The following is a 19,615-nucleotide window of genomic DNA, read 5'->3' on the forward strand; positions in this document are numbered from 1 at the left end:
AATGGGGTAGTGCTCAGTTGACCTTGGTTTATGGCATAAGGTATAATTACATTTAGCACAGCATGATTTTGGCAATCAAAAAATCGGGTTGTATATTTTTAAGGGAGGATCATTTTATTCTATGGCAATTGAAGTGGGCACCAAGTTAGAGGGCAAGGTGACAGGAATCACGCATTTTGGAGCATTTGTGGATCTGTCAGGAGGTGTCACGGGTCTCGTTCACATCTCGGAAATCGCCGACAATTACGTCAAAGATGTCAACGACCACCTGAAGCTGAATGACCAAGTCACAGTAAAGGTTATCAACGTTGACAAAGACGGCAAGATCGGACTTTCCATCAAACAGGCTGTTGACAAACCGGTAGAGCAACAAACTCAATCCAGACCCCCAAGAGCTCCTAGACCGGAACGCAGTGGAGGAGATCGCGAACGATTCAGCGGCGGCGGCCCAAGTGGTGGCCAAGGTCGTGGTGGTGGCGGCGGTGGATTTAACCGTGACCGCGGAGGCCGTTCTTTCAAGCCCGCAGCAGGCAAACCTTCATTTGAGGATAAAATGTCACGCTTCCTGAAAGATAGCGAGGAACGGATCTCTTCGCTCAAGAAGAATACAGAAGGCAAACGTGGTGGCCGTGGCGCTAAGCGTGTGTAATCTGTTTCAACCTGATTTGAATATATAATTAAAACCGTTAGCCTGCTGGCTAACGGTTTTTTTGTGCTTATTTTATATAATCGGATGACCAGCATTCATATTTCGATGAAACATCGGTCAGGAGTTTATTTTTAGGTAAGACGCGACACGATTTCTTCATGATTTACATTGTGCAGGGGAGAATAAGAACATTTGTCGTCTTCCATTTTTTACCGACAGGTTTCCATGGCATTCTCCAGTTATTCTGCTCAGATCATGACGACACCCTCTAACTTCCCGTTCAAAATCAGACATGCCACTGTTCAACAGTCTGCTTAAAAATGCTAGAAAGCGCAATAAGGCCGAGGGTTTCGCACCACCGCGCCATAGCGGTTTCTTTTGTCGTAAACTTTTCGAAGCTCGTCCAGCTATTCTGACAAACTACGTCTTCTATTCTATCTATAATCAGAACCATCGAGAGTGAAACACGAAATCATATTAATCGAATGGGGTGCCTTGAGCATGATGGAGAAGTGGAATGTCATTCAATTTCCGGGGATGAAAACAGGCAAGGGAGGCGCTACAGCTCGTGAGGAGCTGTCGGTACGTCTGAAACAATGGCTGGGTTCCCGCAAGGCTGTCCAGGCTATGGTATCTCGCAAGTGGGTGTTGCTACTTACTTTTATGGGATTCTTACTGGGAAAGGCGATGATCCTGAATGAATTATCTCCTTTTGCCATTGCATACTTTGCCGTGATTGCTTTTATGCGCAGGGATTATATCATCCCCGTTGGTGCGGCATTACTCGCAGGGAGTCTGTTTGCACCATTTCCGGTTTCTCTAATTGTGGCCTCTGAGATTGCCATCTTCTATCTGCTGTTCAGAGGGCTCGAGTCTTACGACCGTGCTGAATTATCTTATGCACCAGCGATGGTGTTTACGACAACTTTTATGGTGAAGCTATTCGCCGTTGTGATTGGGCCTTCGTTAAGTTGGTATGCGATGATGATGCTAACCATGGATTCCGTGCTAAGTTTCGTATTAACCCTTGTATTCATTCAGGCCATCCCCATTTTTACGTATCGAAAAAAAAAGTTTAGCCTAAAGAACGAGGAGATTTTGTGCCTGATCATCCTGCTGGCTTCCGTGATGACCGGGGCAGTTGGGTGGACCATTCAGTCTCTTTCGGTGGAGCATATGCTCTCCCGTTATCTCATTCTCGTCTTTGCGCTGGTGGGCGGAGCCCCCCTGGGTGCATCGGTAGGAGTGATTACAGGGCTGATTCTGAGTCTCGCCGATATGTCTGCTGTGTATCAGATGAGTCTGCTTGCTTTTGCCGGAATGTTAGCGGGTATGCTTCGTGAAGGAAAACGTATGGGGGTTGCCCTAGGGATGTTGCTAGGTTCATCTATTCTATCAATATATTTGGGCGGTCCGAGTGACGTGATGAATTCCTTGTGGGAAACGTGCACAGCTATCGTGCTGTTTATGTTAACACCAAAAAGCATGTTCACAGCCATCTCCAAGTACGTACCAGGCACACAGGATCATACCCGATCCCAGCATGAATATGCGAAACGTATTCGGGATATTACGGCCGAGCGAGTAACGCGCTTCTCACAGGTATTCCGTCAGTTGTCACGCAGCTTCGATCAGATGTCCGGTACGGGGGAGCCGGTACACAAAGAAGGCGGGATGGATCACTTTATGAACGCAGTTGCTGAGGGAACCTGTGCAGGATGCTTTAAGCGTGCACAGTGCTGGGATGCGAAATTTATTCAAACGTATAGCTATATGACCGATGTGATGAGTTCCATTGAGGCAGACCCGGAGCTGTCAGGTAAACAAATTCCGGCAGAATGGAACCGGGTCTGTGCCAAGCCGGAGGAGGTACTTGAAGTGATGCGTGCCCAATATGGCCTGCATCAGCATAATATGCAATGGAAACGCCAGATTATGGATAGCCGTCAGCTGGTTGCTGAGCAACTGTCCGGAGTATCCCAGGTGATGGAAGACTTGGCCAAAGAAATTCAACGCGAAAGCGAGGAGATGGTACAGCAGGAAGAAGAAATTCGGGATGCGCTGGAGTCATTGGGACTATCCATTCATTCTATAGAGATTATCAATCTGGAAGCTGGCAACGTGGAGATTGAGATTGTACATGCTTATACAAGAGGATTTGATGAATGCCGTAAAATGATCGCTCCGCTGATCTCTAACGTGCTGGACGAGCATATTGCTGTGTTGCATGAGACCATGACTGATCCCCGTCAGGGACTGGCCACCGTGACCTTCGGTTCAGCGAAGACATTTGAGATTACAACAGGTGTAGCTGCCGCCGCCAAAGGAGGCGATGTGATGTCGGGAGACAGCTTCAGCACTGTGGAGCTTGGCAACGGTACGTTTGCAGTGGCACTTAGTGACGGGATGGGCAACGGGGAACGGGCTCGTATGGAGAGCAGTGCTGCATTAAATATTTTGGAGCAACTGCTTCAATCGGGCATGGACGAGAAATTAGCAATCAAATCTGTCAATTCGGTGCTGATGCTGCGTTCTCCAGAGGAGATGTATGCCACAGTAGATATGGCACTGATCGATGAATATACGGCAGAGACAACGTTTATGAAAATTGGTTCGACCCCAAGCTTTATTAAACGTGGGCAGGAGGTTATTCAAGTTTCAGCGAGCAATCTACCGATTGGGATCATTAAAGATATTGAGGTCGATCTGGTTACCCTTCAGTTACAGCCGGGTGATATCTTGATCATGATGACAGACGGAATCTACGATGCTCCAGGATACGCGGTCAATAAAGAGCTATGGATGAAACGGCTTATTCAGGATATTCATACGGATGATCCGCAAGAACTTGCAGATTGCTTACTTGAGAGTGTTATTCGTTATCAGCAGCAGGAGATTTTGGATGACATGACTGTTGTGGTGGGTAAAGTTGAACATTATCGCCCGGAATGGGCCACCTTGCGTGTACCTGGTATTAATCGTATGGAGCGTCCGCGCACCGTAAGTTAAGCCGGGAATCCGTTTGAACTCTCTTCAATGTGGCAATGCTAGTCATAGAGTTGGAGAGTACGAAAAACGGAGGGATATCGGATGAAACAAATTTTGTTGATCACCGACGGTTGTTCCAATGTGGGGGTAAGCCCGGTACTGGCAGCGGCGGAGGCACGCGAAGAGGGTATTACAGTCAATGTCGTAGGTGTAATTGATTATGGCACGATTGGTGAGCTGGGTAGTCGGGAGATTGAGGATATTGCGAGAGCTGGCGGAGGCATTAGTCAGATTGTAGGTACAAGACAGCTTGCGCATACGATGCAGATGATGACGAGAAAAACAGTGGTTCAGACCATTCAACAGGCGGTTAATAGAGAGTTAACACAAATTTTGGGAGAGAAGGGGACCAAGACAGTAACGGATCTGGAACCATCCCAGCGCTCGCAGGTTGTGGAAGTGATTGACAATCTGACAGAAAATGCCGCCCTGCAGGTCACGCTTCTGATTGACGTCAGTGCTAGTATGAAACCGAAACTGGCAGCAGTAGAAGAAGGGATTCGGGATTTGATGTTAAGCCTGCAGGCACGAGTAGGCAAAAGTCGTTTATCTGTATTTCATTTTCCAGGCCGCCACAGCGGAGAGGATGCGGTAATGGACATCGACTGGACCGATGATCCCGGACGTGTTCGTTCCTTGTTCGGACGCTTGCAGACAAAGGGGGCAACGCCGACAGGCCCTGCAATTCAGAAGGTGATTGATTTTTACCGTTATGGTACACTGGAGGAACAGCAGGAAATAGAAGGGAACTATCGCATTGAAAGAGAAGGGATGCTCGGTGACAACGTTGTCTGATGCCTCTTTCCCGCCGGGAACCGTCATTACGGGGAAATGGAACCGAAGTCGGTATACGATTCGAAAGTTGCTGGGCAGAGGCGCCAATGGGGTTGTTTTCCTCGTCCAGCGTGGAGAAAATGGCAAACATTATGCGCTCAAAATGGGTTTTGATCCGGTCGATTTGCAATCGGAGATCAATGTACTCAAATCATTTCAGTTACAGCGTAATCATGAAGCCCTTCGGCAGAGCGGCATTCCTTCCTATCTTAAAGATGTGGATGATTATGCCGTTCGTGGACGGGATATTCCTTTTTATGTGATGCGCTACGTTCGGGGGGAGGCTCTCCATCATTTCATTCGGCGTCAGGGAACGGACTGGACACTGCTGGTTGGATTAAGATTGTTGCAGAGACTTGCTCAATTACATCAGGCAGGCTGGGTATTTGGCGATCTCAAACCTCAAAATGTACTCGTATCCGATTACGGTCATGTCGAGTTGATTGATTATGGCGGGGTAACGTCCATTGGACGAAGTGTTAAACAGTTCACGGAATGGTATGACCGGGGATTTTGGAATGCAGGTAGCCGAACTGCAGATGCTACATATGATGTGTTTGCCTATGCGCTTTTGATGATTCACATTTTGGAAGCGGACGCGCTGAAGTCTTTGGCTACAGATGGACTCCCGCAATTGCGGAATGTGAATCAACTTGTGATGTTGGTGGAAAAAAGCGAACGGCTGGCTCCTTTTCGTGAGTGGATCATTGTGGCCTTACGGGGACAATTCCAGAATGCAGACCATGCTGCAAAATCGTGGAAGGAATTGATGGCACGTCCTATACAGATGCGCCGGCGTTCCAGAAGCAGCACACCGCGATGGCTGAAAAATGCATTTGCTCTATCGGTAATTCTACTTATCGGTGTACTTATCTATGCACTACGTTTTTGATGTTGGGCGTGCATATACATAACGCAAGGAATGAGGAACAGGTATGGAAGCTTCGCGCTGGGAGACACTGGTGAATAACGTACTGGATGCAGCGGAAGAGCATCAGTTATGGGTTCCCGGGGACCGGATTGTCATCGCTGTATCGGGCGGGCCGGATTCGGTAGCTTTTTTGCATATCATGCATGAGATCAGCAAGCGACATGTGCCGCTCGAATTGATCTGTGCCCATGTACATCATGGATTTCGGACGGAGTCGGATCAAGAAGCCCGTCAGATGATGGATTTGGCACGTCAGCTTGGCCTTGCATTTGAGTGGGTCAAAGCGGACATACCTTCCTATATGAAACAGACAGGTCAGGGTCCACAGGAGGCAGCAAGGAACCGGCGTTACGCCTTTTTGCATGAAGTGGCTGACAAATATGGGGCAGCAAGTATTGCCCTGGCACATCATGCCGATGATCAGGCAGAGACAGTTATGTTGCATTTGCTTCGAGGTAGCGGGCTTTCGGGACTTGCAGGTATGAAGTTCAAACGTCGTGAAAAAAATGTGGAACTTATCCGACCATGCCTTCGTATAAACAAGACAGACCTTGTAGAAGCTTGTATTACTAAGGGTTTTACTTATTTTCATGATGAGAGTAATGATCAACGAAAATATCGGCGTAATGCGATTCGTCTGGATGTGCTTCCATTTTTGGGGCAATATAATGGACAACTCACGCCGTCACTGAATCGACTTGCCGAAATTGTGGGTGACGAAGACGATTTCATGGAGCAGAGTACTCATGACACATACAGGTGTCTAGTGCAGGTGAACGGCGGAAGGCAGACCTTTGAGGTGCCTTCCTTCTTGAAGTTACATGTCGCTTTACAACGAAGGTTGATTAAACTAATATTGAATTATCTGCCTTTGGACAGTGATTTTGTCGACTTTACCCGTATTGAAACTATTCGGCGCAAGGTCATGGAGACCGAGGAGACGACCTGGAGCCTGGATATAGGACAGACACTCGTATGTGCCCGGGAGTATGGTCTGATCTCTTTTGGCGAACGGGCAAGTGCACAGGATCAATCTTACGAGTATCGTCTTGCACAATGGAGCGGAACTTATGAGCTTTCACTCACCGAGATTAACCGATATATCCGGTTGATGCCGATGAGTCCCGAAAACTATCATGTACCGGAATCGGCTGATCAGGCCGCATTTGATGCAAATAAGCTTCAGATGCCGCTGGTTGTACGATCACGGTTACCTGGAGATACCATGAAGGTAATGGGATTAAACGGGAGCAAAAAGGTGAAAAATATTTTCATCGACGAGAAAATTCCCCCATCTGTCAGACCACGCATTCCTGTGGTGTGTGATGGAGCAGGCAATGTCATCTGGTTACCGGGTGTTCGCCGGTCCGATATGGCTCCTGTCAGGGAGAGCACTTCCGCAATCCTGTACATGACTGTAGGCGATTCAGCGATTCAGGGGTAGTGGTTATGGTTCAGGTAAGGCTTTCATAGTATAACTTAGGAGGTTCGCACAGTTGCAGAACGACATTCAGGAAGTATTGATCAGTGAAGAAGAAATTCAGAGTAAGGTTAAGGAATTAGGCGCAACACTCAGTGCCGATTATGCTAACCGGAACCCTTTGGTCATTTGTGTGCTCAAAGGTGCGTTTATATTTATGGCTGATTTGGTTAAGAACATAACGGTACCGGTTGAGATGGATTTTATGGCCGTATCCAGTTATGGTGCATCTACCAAGTCATCCGGTGTTGTCAAAATCATCAAGGATCTGGATGTATCCGTTGAAGGACGTGAAGTTCTGATTGTCGAAGATATTATCGACAGCGGACTGACCCTCAGCTATTTGATTGAACTGTTGGAAAACCGCGGTGCTGAAACTGTACGTGTGGTAACATTGTTCGATAAACCATCCGGCCGCAAAGTGGAACTGGAAGCTCACTACACGGGCTTTGATATCCCTGATGCGTTTATCGTGGGGTACGGTCTGGATTATGCCGAGCAATACCGGAATCTTCCATATATTGGGATTCTAAAACCAGAAATCTACACAAGCTGATATCCAGTAAGGCCGAAGCCTTGAGCTGTTCTTGGCTTCTATTGAGAAGCCATGTCGGGCTATGTTAAAATAATTAAAGTGTCTCGAGAGGAGGTAGGGGATGAATCGGTTCATCCGGAATTCTGGTTTTTATTTGATTCTTTTTTTAGTTGTGGTGGGTTTAGTTAGATTTATCACAGATGGAAACGATGTTATAGAAAACCCTAGATATGATCAGTTTCGTGCTGAGGTTAAAGCCAACAATATCGCCGAAGTGACTGTTCAATTCAACGGTCAGACATATCTCGTGACCGGCCGATACAAACAAGCACCTGATGGGGCCAAATCAGAAAATTTCTCAACGTATATTCCTCCTACGGATGAGGCAATTACCGAACTTGTAGCTGCAAGTGAAGCTAACAAATTTGAATATCATCAGGAACCAATGAAGGGTGACAGCATCTGGTTAACGTTGCTGACTTCCTTTATTCCTTTGATCATTATGTTCCTGCTGTTCTTCTTCCTGTTTAATCAGGCTCAAGGCGGCGGCGGTAAAGTAATGAACTTTGGTAAAAGCCGTGCTCGCCTCTACAATGAAGAGAAGAAGCGCGTAACATTTGAAGATGTGGCGGGTGCAGACGAGGAGAAACAAGAGCTTGTTGAAGTCGTAGACTTCCTCAAGGACCCTCGGAAGTTCGCAGCCGTTGGGGCACGTATTCCGAAGGGCGTATTGCTCGTAGGTCCTCCAGGTACAGGTAAGACTTTGCTTGCTCGTGCTGTAGCCGGTGAAGCAGGTGTACCATTCTTCAGCATTTCCGGTTCCGACTTCGTTGAAATGTTTGTCGGTGTCGGTGCATCACGTGTACGTGACTTGTTCGAAAATGCAAAGAAAAATGCGCCTTGTATCATCTTTATTGACGAAATCGATGCAGTGGGACGCCAGCGTGGTGCTGGTCTTGGTGGCGGTCACGACGAACGTGAACAAACCCTGAACCAATTGCTCGTTGAGATGGACGGATTCGGTGCAAACGAAGGTATTATCATCGTTGCTGCCACGAACCGTGCAGACATTCTAGACCCTGCATTGTTGCGTCCAGGCCGTTTTGACCGTCAAATCACAGTGGATCGTCCAGATGTTAAAGGCCGTGAAGCTGTTCTGAAAGTACACTCCCGTAACAAACCGCTCACGAAAGATGTGAGACTGGACATTATTGCGAAGCGTACAACAGGTTTCTCGGGTGCAGATCTGGAGAACTTGCTGAATGAAGCGGCATTGCTCGCAGCACGCCGTAACAGAAAAGATATTTCCATGCGTGAAGTGGATGAGGCGATTGACCGTGTCATCGTTGGTACGGAGAAGAAAAGCCGTGTCATCAGTGATCGGGAGAAACGCATTGTTGCTTATCACGAAGCAGGCCATACCATTGTAGGATACTTCCTGGAACATGCTGATATGGTACATAAAGTGACCATCATTCCGCGCGGACGTGCGGGTGGATATGTAATCATGTTGCCAAAAGAAGACCGCATGCTCGTTACCAAACAGGAGTTGCTGGATAAAGTAACCGGACTTCTCGGAGGTCGCGTGGCGGAAGAATTGTTTATCGGTGAGATTGGTACCGGTGCATATAGTGACTTCCAACAAGCGACAGGTATCGTGCGCAGCATGGTTATGGAATATGGTATGAGTGAGAAACTGGGTCCAATGCAATTCGGAAGTTCACAAGGACAGGTATTCCTTGGACGGGATATCGGTCATGAGCAGAATTACTCGGATTCCATCGCATATGAGATTGACCAAGAGATGCAGCGCTTTATTAACGAATGTTATGAAAAGTGTAAAGCCCTCCTTACAAAACATACAAGAGAGATGCATCTGATTGCCGAAACATTGCTTGAAGTGGAAACGTTGGAAATGGATCAGATCAAGCAGTTGATCGAAACAGGTTCCTTGACACCAAAAGCAGATAGTGACAATTCGGGAGAAGGTACGCCAAATGAAGGCGGCGAGCCAATCATTGATAACATCGGTGATGTTCGCGTACGCATTCAGGGTAAAGATGAAACATCTGAGCCGCCAGCTGGTGATATTCCGAATGAAGCTCCTGACTTGGATAAGGGCAGCAATGATCCAAACGATGGCGGTACGAAACCGACATCTTAATATCACATGTCCGGTCATGCTATCGGAAAGATAAGAGAGCCCTCGTGGCTCTCTTTTTTTGTAGAAATTATTCATTCGTAGAAGAAACAGATAATCAAGAGCTAAATGGCGAACCGGACAGCATAAGGGGGATAAGGGAGTATATCCTGCCCTTTTTCATTTATTGACAGAGTCGTGAACGTTGTGTACATTAGTTGTTAAACCGCTTGTGATTCGTTTCACCAGCGAACATAACGACACAGGTTAGCCCATGAAACAGCGCTTGACGCTGTCCCGATAAGGAGAGGATCACAGGTGGAAGCTCTGGCTTTAGAGCGCAAGGCTGAGATGAATCGTGAGCTGCGTGAGCGGCTGATGGAACTCAAGAAGGAACGTAATGCTATTATTCTTGCTCATTATTATCAACGTGATGAAGTACAGGAAGTCGCAGATTTTCGCGGAGATTCTTTCCTGCTTGCCCAGAAGGCGGCACAAACAGATGCAGACGTTATTGTATTCTGCGGTGTTCATTTTATGGGTGAAAGCGCTAAAATTCTGGCTCCCAATAAAACCGTTTTGATTCCTGATGAACGTGCTGGGTGCCCGATGGCGGATATGGTGAACGTGGACGGATTACGTAAGTTGAAGGCACAACATCCGAACGCCAAGGTAGTCACCTACATTAATTCCTCGGCTGAGATCAAAGCAGAAACAGATATTTGCTGTACATCAGCCAATGCTGTTCGTGTAATCCAGTCCGTAGATGCAGAGGAAATCATCTGGGTACCTGATAAAAACCTGGGGCATTATGTACAGCAGCACACAGACAAGAAGATGATCATCTGGGAAGGATACTGCAATACACACGATATGCTCACGGTAAAAGATGTTGTTGAGATGAAGGCTAAATATCCGAATGCTGAGTTTGTAGTGCACCCTGAATGCCGCCCTGAAGTTGTAGAAATGGGTGACTTTGTAGGTAGTACAACAGCGATTCTGGAATATTGCAAAAAATCCTCCACGAAGGAATTCATTGTCGGCACAGAGGATGGTACAGGATATCAGCTTCGCCTCGACAGTCCGGATAAACAGTTCCATTTTGCAACCAAGTTCCTGGTATGTCCAAACATGAAGGTTAACAACCTGAAGAAGCTGGTCAAATGCCTGGAAACGATGAAACCGCAGATTTATGTCCCTCCTGCTGTTGCTGATAAAGCCAGAGAATCACTAGAGCGCATGTTACTGGTGAAGTAACATGCGTTACTCTTGCTCCGAGACAGGTGAAACGATGATACCGCAATATATATATGATTTCGACCTCTCTGCGCTGCCGATGGTAGAGACCGATGTACTGGTGATTGGTTCAGGCATTGCTGGCCTGTTTACCGCAATTAAGGCTAGCGAACAGCATCGTGTTCTGATGATTACGAAGAAGTCTTTGCTTGAGAGTAACACCAGATATGCGCAGGGCGGGATTGCGGCTGTTATTGCTGAAGATGATTCTCCTGCGTACCACTTGCAAGATACTCTTGTTGCCGGAGCGGGTTTGTGCCGATCCGAGGCGGTTGAAGTCTTGGTGAATGAGGGCCCGGACGGTGTCAGAGAACTGATCCGTCTGGGGACATTGTTCGATCTGGAGAACGGCGAATTGGCGTTGACGCAGGAAGGTGCGCACAGCCACCGCCGTATTTTACATGCCAATGGGGATGCAACTGGATATGAGATCGTAAGAGCGCTCGCCGTTGAGGTTCACGAGCATTCGGGCATTGACGTTTGGGATGAGCACTTTGTGGTGGATTTGATTACGGATCGAGGAGAATGTATCGGCGCTCTGATTCTGAAAGAAGACGGCTCAAAGGTATTTGTCAAAGCAAAAGCAACAGTGCTCTGCTCGGGCGGGGCGGGACAGCTGTATCGTTATACAACTAATCCCGATGTAGCTACAGCTGACGGGGTAGCTATGGCATACCGTGCGGGGGCTATAGTTCGTGATATGGAATTTATCCAGTTCCACCCGACATCCTTATGTTACCCGGGAGCACCCCGCTTCCTGGTATCTGAAGCGGTACGCGGGGAAGGGGCTTACCTTCGCAACGTGAAGGGTGAGCGTTTTATGGAGAAATATCACCCGCAGCTTGAATTGGCGCCTCGTGATATTGTAGCTAGAGCGATTGTCAGCGAGATGGAACTGACAAACAGCACCTTTGTGTACCTCGACATTACCCATGAGCAGCCGGAGATGGTGAAACATCGTTTTCCTACTATTTATGAAACTTGTATGCGTTACGGTCTCGACATGACTACGGATTGGATTCCGGTTGCGCCTGCGGCTCATTATATGATGGGCGGAGTAAAGACGGACTTGAGTGGTGAGAGCAGTATCCCCCGTTTATTTGCCTGTGGCGAGGTATCCTCTACCGGCGTGCACGGAGCCAATCGACTAGCGAGCAATTCCTTATCTGAAGCGATTGTATTTGGCCGCAGAATCGTGGAACGTATTCATTCGTTGCCGCCGCTCGAAGGGACACTGGGGAGAGATGTAAAATCTCCGAGCACAGAAAATAAGAACATTAACGATGCGAAAGAGCAGCAGCATTCCAAGCCGGTATCGGAAAGACGTTTACGTCTGCAAAAGATGATGGTTCGTCAAGTGGGTCTGCGAAGAAATGGAACTAATCTGAGGCAGGCTATAGATAAATTGCAGCAGGAGTTGTCTTTTTTCGATCAGAAACTTACACAAAGGGAAGAACTGGAGTATGCGAACCTTCTGACTTGTGCGTGGCTTGTAACCAGCGGAGCGCTACACCGTGAGGAGAGCCGAGGAGCACATTACCGTGAGGACTTCCCTGCACGAGACGATATAATATGGCAGAAGCATAGTCTGCAGCAGCGAGAACAAGCGATTGTGGAGGAATGGATGTCATGATACTGAACGGATATAATGAGGAACTAATTGAGACGATCAAAGGCTGGCTGCGCGAGGATGTAGGTGCAGGTGATGTCACAACGAATGTGACCATTCCGGCAGGCAGTGAATCCAAGGCTGTGATTCATGCCAAAGATCATGGAGTCATAGCGGGTATGACGATTGCTGAGCTTGTTTTCCATGTCGTGGATCCAGAGCTCCGTTATACGGCAAAGGTAAATGACGGCGATATAGTTATCCCTGGCACCATATTGGCTGAAGTTGAAGGAAGTACACATTCGCTCCTGACTGGGGAGCGGCTCGCACTTAATCTGTTACAGCGTATGTCCGGTGTTGCTACCCGAACACGTTCCTACGTGGATGCTCTTGATGGATTGAAGACCAGACTTGTCGATACACGCAAAACAACACCAGGTCATCGCTTGCTGGAAAAGTATGCTGTACGTGTGGGTGGCGGAGCCAATCACCGGTTTGGACTGTATGATGCCGTTATGATCAAAGACAATCATATTAAAGGCGCAGGCAGCATTACAGAAGCTGTTGAGCGAGCACGGGCAGTTATTCCGCATACGATGACGATTGAAGTTGAAACGGAAAACATGGCCCAGGTACAGGAAGCCTTGCAAGCAGGCGCAGATATCATTATGCTGGATAACATGCGGCCTGATCGGATGCGAGAAGCAGTCGCTCTGATTCGTGAACAGGCTCCGCATGTGAAGATAGAAGCATCCGGCAATGTATCACTTGAAACGATTCGCGGAATAGCGGAAACGGGTGTGGATGTAATTTCGGTTGGCAGGTTAACCTATTCTTTTGAGAGCCTGGATATCAGCCTGGATCTAAACGAAAAGAAAGAGGGGTGAACCTCTTTGATTTTAGTCGTAGACGTGGGCAATAGTAACATCGTGCTCGGGGTATATCACGGCCGTGAACTATTGCATCATTTTCGTCTGAGCACATCTCGTCAGTCCACAGTGGATGAATACGGCGTATTGATTTATAATTTATTTCATATGTCAGGTATTTCTGCCCGCGACATCGAGGGTGTAATTATTTCATCTGTGGTTCCGCCACTGGTGAGTGTCATTGAAATGATGTGTGTGAAATATGTGGGAAAAAAACCATTGCTGGTTGGACCCGGTATCAAGACCGGCCTGAATCTACGATATGAGAATCCCCGTGAAGTAGGGGCGGATCGGATCGTGAATGCTGTGGCGGCCGTGGAAAAATACGGCGGCCCCCTTGTGGTCGTTGATTTTGGTACAGCCACAACATTTGACTGTATTGATGAGAAAGGCCATTACCTGGGAGGCGCAATTGTACCTGGTATTCACATTGCTACCGAAGCGCTTTACGAGCGAGCGGCGAAGCTACCGCGAATTGAGCTGGAGAAGCCGAAGAAGGTGATTGGGCGCAATACCGTACATGCCATGCAGTCCGGCATCATCTATGGTTATGCCGGCCAAGTGGACGGCATCATAGAACGAATCCGCGAAGAGATGAAGGCCGAGCCTATGGTTATTGCCACAGGAGGTCTTGCTACTCTGATTGCAGAAGAAACCCGTAGCATTGAGAAAGTTGATCCACTGCTTACGCTTGAGGGGCTACGTGTCATCTACGAGCGGAACCGAGAAAGGTAGACATACAAAGGGCGGCATACAGCAGGCTGGGATTACAGCTTAAATGTTGAGCCGTTTTTTTCTGTTAGGATATTAAAATGACACGCCAAAGGAGGCTGAATGACTTGGAAAACAACAACAAACATGACCGGTTGATCCGTGGTACAGCAATGAATGGAAAGGTAAGAGCATTTGCCGTTCAGACCACAGAACTGGTAGAAGAGCTACGCAGAAGACATGATACGTTTCCCACGGCTACAGCAGCTATGGGGCGTACAGTAACGACCGCATCTATTATGGGGGCAATGTTGAAAGGTGATGAAAAACTCACTATTCAAGTGAACGGTGATGGCCCAATAGGCCAGATCGTAGCTGATGCTAATGCCAAAGGTGAGGTGCGCGGCTATGTTTCAAATCCGCATGTACATCTGCCAAGCAATCGTTTTGGGAAATTGGATGTAGCTGGGGCGGTGGGTACAGAAGGTTTCATTAATATAACGAAGGATCTGGGACTGAAAGACCCGTACCGTGGTAGCATTCCGATTATCTCGGGTGAACTGGGCGAAGACTTTACGTATTATTTTGCTCAGTCAGAACAGACGCCTTCTGCTGTTGGCGTGGGTGTGCTGGTTGATACGGATAATTCGGTTATCGTTTCAGGCGGATTTATTATTCAGCTTCTCCCAGGTCTCACTGATCCCGAGATTACAGAAATCGAGAATGCTATTGGTGCCTTGCCTCCGGTGACAACCTTGTTGAACGAAGGACTCGAGCTAGAGGAATTGTTACGTCGTCTCCTGCCGGATGTGCAAGTCATGGGCGAACTTGATATTCGTTTTAGATGCAGTTGTTCTCGTGAACGTCTGGAACAAACCTTAATCAGTCTTGGTCAGTCCGAGCTGGAGCAATTAATTGAAGAAGAAGGGCAGGCTGAAGTGGTCTGCCAATTCTGTAATGAAGCGTATGATTTTAACAAAGAGCAGCTAGAGGCCATCCTAGAACAAGCTAAGAATTGATCGATGCGGGGACGGGATGAGGTATGACCAGACAGGAAAAAGGATTATGGACGGCGGTCGTTATTTTGACACTTGGCGTGCTCGTGATGGGTACATTCATGGCGATGCAGGTGCTGCATCAGGGAAAAGAAGATGCAGAAACACCTCATGATGGGAGCAAGGAAGAGGGAAGTACGGTTGCGACGATTAATGGTGAAGTGATCACAGATAAAGCTTGGACGGATGCATTAAAACGACGTTATGGTAGTGAGATCCTCCTACAGATGCTGAACCGGAAAGCAGTATATGCAGAAGCTCTTCAACGCAATTTGGTGGTTACTCCGAAAGAGATCGCAAGAGAAATGGCTGGAGCGATGGATGGATATGATTCAGAGAAGTCATACTATGATGCCATGAAATCACAGCTTGGCCTGTCGAAACAGGATCTCGAATTAGAGGCAGGTTACCGTCTACTGCTCGAAAAGATTGCTACCGCAGGTATACAGGTGAAGGATGACGATATTCAAAAATACTGGGTAGAGCATCGAGAAGACTATATCACCCCTGAGAAATACGATCTGTCCATAATTGTGGTAAAAGAAAAGTCTGATTCAGAGGCTATGTTGACGGAGCTTCGGAACGGGAAAGATTTCGAAGAAATGGCTCGCTCCGAATCAGAGGATAGTTACTCCCGAGATGCGGGAGGTAAACTAGGGTGGATCGATCAGAACGATCCGTTCCAACCTAAATCCATTTTGCAACAGGCTGCAAATATGTCAATCGGTGATATTGCTGGTCCAGTGAAAGTTGAGGACGGTTATGCAATCATCAGACTGAATGACAAAGTCGAACGCCAGGAGCAGTCAGCAAAGGAAGTACATGAAGAGATTCGTATGGAGCTGGCCTTAAGTCAGGCTGATCCACTTCCACAGGTGGAACAGATGTTGCGCGATAAATACGAGGCCGTGATTATCTCCGAGATTCCTGCCTCCTGAAACGAAGATTGGCAAATTTCCTGTCTTATAGAAGTGGCATCTTGATAAAAATACTTTGTCTACGGTCTCAGGGCCCAAGGCAAAGTATTTTTTTGAGTACTCATATTGACAATGGCGTGTAACGTTGATAAGATGAAAATAATCAAAAACCTACTCATTTACTCGGATATAAATACATCATCACATGATATGCATGAATTTAGATGTTTTCAATGTAGTAAAGAAACTTTCGGAAAACTCGGCGCTGCCTGATACCTGTATGCGTGGTTCTTATGCAGAAAGGAACGGATAATCACCGGATTTCCGCAGTTCTTCATAAACATCCAGAGGCTCATTCGCACACATCGTATAAGCTTACAGGAACTATATAAGTTGAACGTTTTTTTACACAATAACGGAGAGGACAGAAAAAACCTGGAGAAGCGAAGCGTTCGCCTTTATCACCGGATTTTCCCTTTTAAAAGGGGATCAAAAAATCTGGGGATAACAGCGATTGGAAGGTTATTCTGTCATTGGAGTGAAAGGTGTAAATCTTTAGTTTAACTTATATAAGTATCATTTATACCACTAAGGAGGGCATTCATATGGCTAAAGTAGTTAATAACGTAACTGAACTCATCGGAGGTACTCCGCTTGTTCGTTTGAACAATATCGTACCTGAAGGCAGTGCTGAAGTATTGGTGAAGCTGGAATACCAGAACCCGGGATCAAGTGTTAAAGACCGGATCGCAATTAGCATTGTTGAAGAAGCGGAAAAAGAAGGCAAGCTGAAACCGGGCGGTACGATCATTGAAGCAACAAGCGGTAACACGGGGATCGGCCTCGCGATGGTTGCTGCTGCTAAAGGCTACAAGTCTGTTATTGTAATGCCTGAGACGATGAGTCTGGAGCGTCGTAACCTGCTTCGTGCTTATGGTGCCGAGCTTGTACTTACACCTGGAGCAGAAGGAATGAATGGCGCAGTCAAAAAAGCCGAAGAGCTATTGAAAGAAAATCCGTCCTACTTCATGGCGGAGCAGTTCAAAAACAAAGCGAACGTGAAGATTCACCGCGAAACGACAGGTCCTGAAATCGTTGAAGCGATCCAGTCTGTAGGCGGTACGCTCGATGCATTTGTTGCGGGAATCGGTACTGGCGGAACAATCACAGGTACGGGTGAAGTGTTGAAAGAAGCATTCCCTGGGATCAAAATTGTAGCCGTAGAGCCGGCAGCATCACCAATTCTGGCTGGCGGTAAACCGGGTCCTCACAAAATTCAGGGAATTGGCGCAAACTTTATTCCTGAAATTTTGGATCAAGAAGTATATGACGAGATCATTCACATCGAGAATGATGATGCATTTGAAACCGCTCGTGCTGTTGCAAAAGAAGAGGGGATTCTATCCGGTATTTCATCCGGTGCAGCGATTCGCGCAGGACTACAAGTAGCAAAACAACTGGGCGCAGGTAAACGCGTTGTCGTTATCGTGCCAAGTAACGGCGAACGTTATCTGAGCACTCCGCTTTACAATTTCGAGGCATAATTCAGGCACAGGACTTATCTTTTACCGGATAAGCTTGATGTTTCTGAACGGTTTATATGTATCCTTCCTGCCCTGACGGGTGGGGAGGATTTTTTGTGTAATGCTTTTAAAAGCAACGGCGCTTTAGTATACTATCAAACAATAAGAACTACATAAGTTGAACACTCGTTTGCACAGCTTATCTGCCATTGGGGTGACTGTGTAAATTATATAGTCAACTTATATAGTGACACAGGAAAGGGCGGCGGGCCGCAATGACACACCTGATGACAACATACGCCGACTGGGAAGCATGGGCTGGACAAGGCTGGACCATGCTTCCTTATATAACGAAGTCCGATGAGGGACCGTATCATGGCGGTTTACCGCTAACGTGGGAGGCAGCGTGGCAACAAGCATCTCCTAACGCAATTGTGCTGGAGAATGGCAAAGGCGGAAGGTATACTTTCCTCGGATTAAATCCGGTATCCATCGTTTCCGGCAAAGGGCAGGAAGCTACAATTCATGATGTGTTTCAAGGAAAAAGTCGAACAGATCGGGGTAAACCGCTGGATGTGTTAAAACGGTGGACGTCACCTTACCGAGCACCCAAGGTTGATGGAGCACCAGATTTTGCAGGCGGTTGCGCCGGGTACCTCAGCTATGATGTAGCCAGATCACTGGAGAAGTTGCCATCGATTGCTGAAGATAATCCTGCACTTCCAGATTACTGGTGGATGCGTTTTGAGGAAATATGGGCATATGACCATGAGCAGCAGGCTCTTTTCTGTATGGTGCATCTGGAGGTAAGTGCTGAACAGCAGGAGCAGACCGATCTGCAGAGTCTCTACGCTGCGGCTGGGAAACGTGCTGTAGCCATGCAGCAACGCTGGCTTCATATTATGGGTTTTGCTCAGGCAGAGGAGCAACAGCAAGCGTTGGAGCTCCGTCACAGACAGGTTCATCTTGCCCTCCGAAGAGAAGAATCCGAACGCGAAACAGAGGGGTGGAGGACATCCTTTCCACAAAAAGATTTTGAACAAGCTGTGCGTAAAGTACAGGAGTATATCAGGCAAGGCGACGTATTTCAGGTTAATCTGTCCCTGCGACATGAAAAGCAACTCCAATCCAGTAGCGAGCATATCTATGAATGGTTACGTATTGTGAACCCGTCACCCTATATGGGGATGCTTCGCAGTCCCGAATTCCAACTGGTCAGTGGATCGCCAGAATTGCTCGTCAAAGTCGAGAACGGCAAAGTCAGTGCGCGGCCCATCGCCGGAACACGAAGAAGAGGACGAGATGAAGCAGAGGATCGGGCGATGGCAGATGAGCTGCTTGGTAGTGAGAAGGAGCGGGCCGAGCATATTATGCTGGTTGACCTGGAGCGCAATGATATCGGGCGGATTGCTGCGTATGGATCGGTTCATGTCCCTGAATTAATGACAATCGAGAGATATTCGCATGTTATGCACCTGGTTTCACAGGTGGAAGGCAGGCTGGCCGAAGGATTGACTGTGTTTGATGTCATTGCTGCAACGTTTCCTGGTGGAACGATAACGGGTGCTCCGAAAGTACGCACGATGGAAATTATCGAAGAGCTAGAGCCGGTAAGACGTGGGCCATATACAGGGTCCATTGGATGGATGGACTACAGTGGAAATATGGAGCTGAATATCGTCATACGCACTCTTGCAATCAAGGATGGAACGGGGTATGTACAGGCTGGTGCAGGTATTGTCATTGATTCCGATCCATATCGCGAGTACAAGGAGTGTTCCAACAAGGCTAGAGCAATGATGCGAGCAGTGAACTATAGTGAACGAGCCGAGGCTGACACAGCGCAGGCATCAGCAGGGGTAATCCCGACGCGAGCAGAAACCACATGAAGAGACAGAATGAAGCAATCAAACTAAATTAGTTAAAATAAACAAGGCATCCGCCGTAATCTGCGGTGG

Annotated in this window: 15 protein-coding genes; all 15 read left to right on the forward strand. The window is 47.6% G+C overall.

What is annotated here, in order from left to right:
* Nucleotides 1–121: 121 nt before the first annotated feature.
* The 15 genes from Q9R46_RS26685 to Q9R46_RS26755 all read left to right on the forward strand — a co-directional run bounded on the left by Q9R46_RS26685 (nt 122) and on the right by Q9R46_RS26755 (nt 19,546).
* On the forward strand, nt 122–649 hold the full coding sequence (locus tag Q9R46_RS26685) for a S1 domain-containing RNA-binding protein (protein WP_090924622.1): 528 nt from the start codon (nt 122–124) through the stop codon (nt 647–649).
* Nucleotides 650–1,150: 501 nt separating this feature from the next.
* Nucleotides 1,151–3,658 (forward strand): stage II sporulation protein E, encoded by a 2,508-nt coding sequence (gene spoIIE / locus Q9R46_RS26690; RefSeq protein ID WP_311282413.1) that lies wholly within the window; start codon nt 1,151–1,153, stop codon nt 3,656–3,658.
* A gap of 81 nt (nt 3,659–3,739) precedes the next feature.
* Nucleotides 3,740–4,492 (forward strand): VWA domain-containing protein, encoded by a 753-nt coding sequence (locus Q9R46_RS26695; RefSeq protein ID WP_145415425.1) that lies wholly within the window; start codon nt 3,740–3,742, stop codon nt 4,490–4,492.
* A complete protein-coding gene (locus Q9R46_RS26700; protein ID WP_311282414.1) occupies nt 4,476–5,423 on the forward strand; it encodes a protein kinase domain-containing protein in 948 nt (315 codons plus the stop codon). Before Q9R46_RS26695 ends, Q9R46_RS26700 begins: the two co-directional genes overlap by 17 nt.
* Before the next feature lie 43 nt (nt 5,424–5,466).
* Nucleotides 5,467–6,906 (forward strand): tRNA lysidine(34) synthetase TilS, encoded by a 1,440-nt coding sequence (gene tilS / locus Q9R46_RS26705; RefSeq protein ID WP_311282415.1) that lies wholly within the window; start codon nt 5,467–5,469, stop codon nt 6,904–6,906.
* A gap of 52 nt (nt 6,907–6,958) precedes the next feature.
* Nucleotides 6,959–7,498, forward strand: a complete 540-nt coding sequence (gene hpt / locus Q9R46_RS26710) for a hypoxanthine phosphoribosyltransferase (protein ID WP_090924626.1) — start codon at nt 6,959–6,961, stop codon at nt 7,496–7,498.
* A gap of 100 nt (nt 7,499–7,598) precedes the next feature.
* Nucleotides 7,599–9,641: an ATP-dependent zinc metalloprotease FtsH gene (gene ftsH, locus Q9R46_RS26715; protein WP_145336404.1), complete on the forward strand. Its 2,043-nt coding sequence runs from the start codon at nt 7,599–7,601 to the stop codon at nt 9,639–9,641.
* A gap of 294 nt (nt 9,642–9,935) precedes the next feature.
* Complete coding sequence (gene nadA, locus Q9R46_RS26720) at nt 9,936–10,874, forward strand: quinolinate synthase NadA (protein ID WP_311282416.1); 939 nt, start codon at nt 9,936–9,938, stop codon at nt 10,872–10,874.
* Nucleotides 10,875–10,908: 34 nt separating this feature from the next.
* The gene (gene nadB / locus Q9R46_RS26725) at nt 10,909–12,546 is read left to right on the forward strand and encodes an L-aspartate oxidase (protein WP_145336408.1); all 1,638 of its coding nucleotides are present in this window, start codon (nt 10,909–10,911) and stop codon (nt 12,544–12,546) included.
* Complete coding sequence (nadC, locus tag Q9R46_RS26730; protein ID WP_311282417.1) at nt 12,543–13,409, forward strand: carboxylating nicotinate-nucleotide diphosphorylase; 867 nt, start codon at nt 12,543–12,545, stop codon at nt 13,407–13,409. Before nadB ends, nadC begins: the two co-directional genes overlap by 4 nt.
* A 6-nt stretch (nt 13,410–13,415) precedes the next feature.
* On the forward strand, nt 13,416–14,186 hold the full coding sequence (locus tag Q9R46_RS26735) for a type III pantothenate kinase (protein ID WP_145336412.1): 771 nt from the start codon (nt 13,416–13,418) through the stop codon (nt 14,184–14,186).
* A gap of 77 nt (nt 14,187–14,263) precedes the next feature.
* Nucleotides 14,264–15,181 (forward strand): Hsp33 family molecular chaperone HslO, encoded by a 918-nt coding sequence (gene hslO, locus Q9R46_RS26740; protein WP_145336414.1) that lies wholly within the window; start codon nt 14,264–14,266, stop codon nt 15,179–15,181.
* A 23-nt stretch (nt 15,182–15,204) separates the two neighbouring features.
* Nucleotides 15,205–16,155, forward strand: coding sequence for a peptidyl-prolyl cis-trans isomerase (locus Q9R46_RS26745; RefSeq protein WP_311282418.1), 951 nt, complete (start codon nt 15,205–15,207; stop codon nt 16,153–16,155).
* Between the two features lie 584 nt (nt 16,156–16,739).
* Nucleotides 16,740–17,678, forward strand: coding sequence for a cysteine synthase A (cysK, locus tag Q9R46_RS26750; protein WP_145336417.1), 939 nt, complete (start codon nt 16,740–16,742; stop codon nt 17,676–17,678).
* A gap of 254 nt (nt 17,679–17,932) precedes the next feature.
* Nucleotides 17,933–19,546, forward strand: coding sequence for an anthranilate synthase component I family protein (locus Q9R46_RS26755; RefSeq protein ID WP_311282419.1), 1,614 nt, complete (start codon nt 17,933–17,935; stop codon nt 19,544–19,546).
* Nucleotides 19,547–19,615: the final 69 nt, after the last annotated feature.

Origin of the sequence: Paenibacillus sp. RRE4 (assembly GCF_031844205.1) — a bacterium.
In the GTDB taxonomy this organism is placed as follows: domain Bacteria; phylum Bacillota; class Bacilli; order Paenibacillales; family Paenibacillaceae; genus Paenibacillus; species Paenibacillus xylanexedens_B.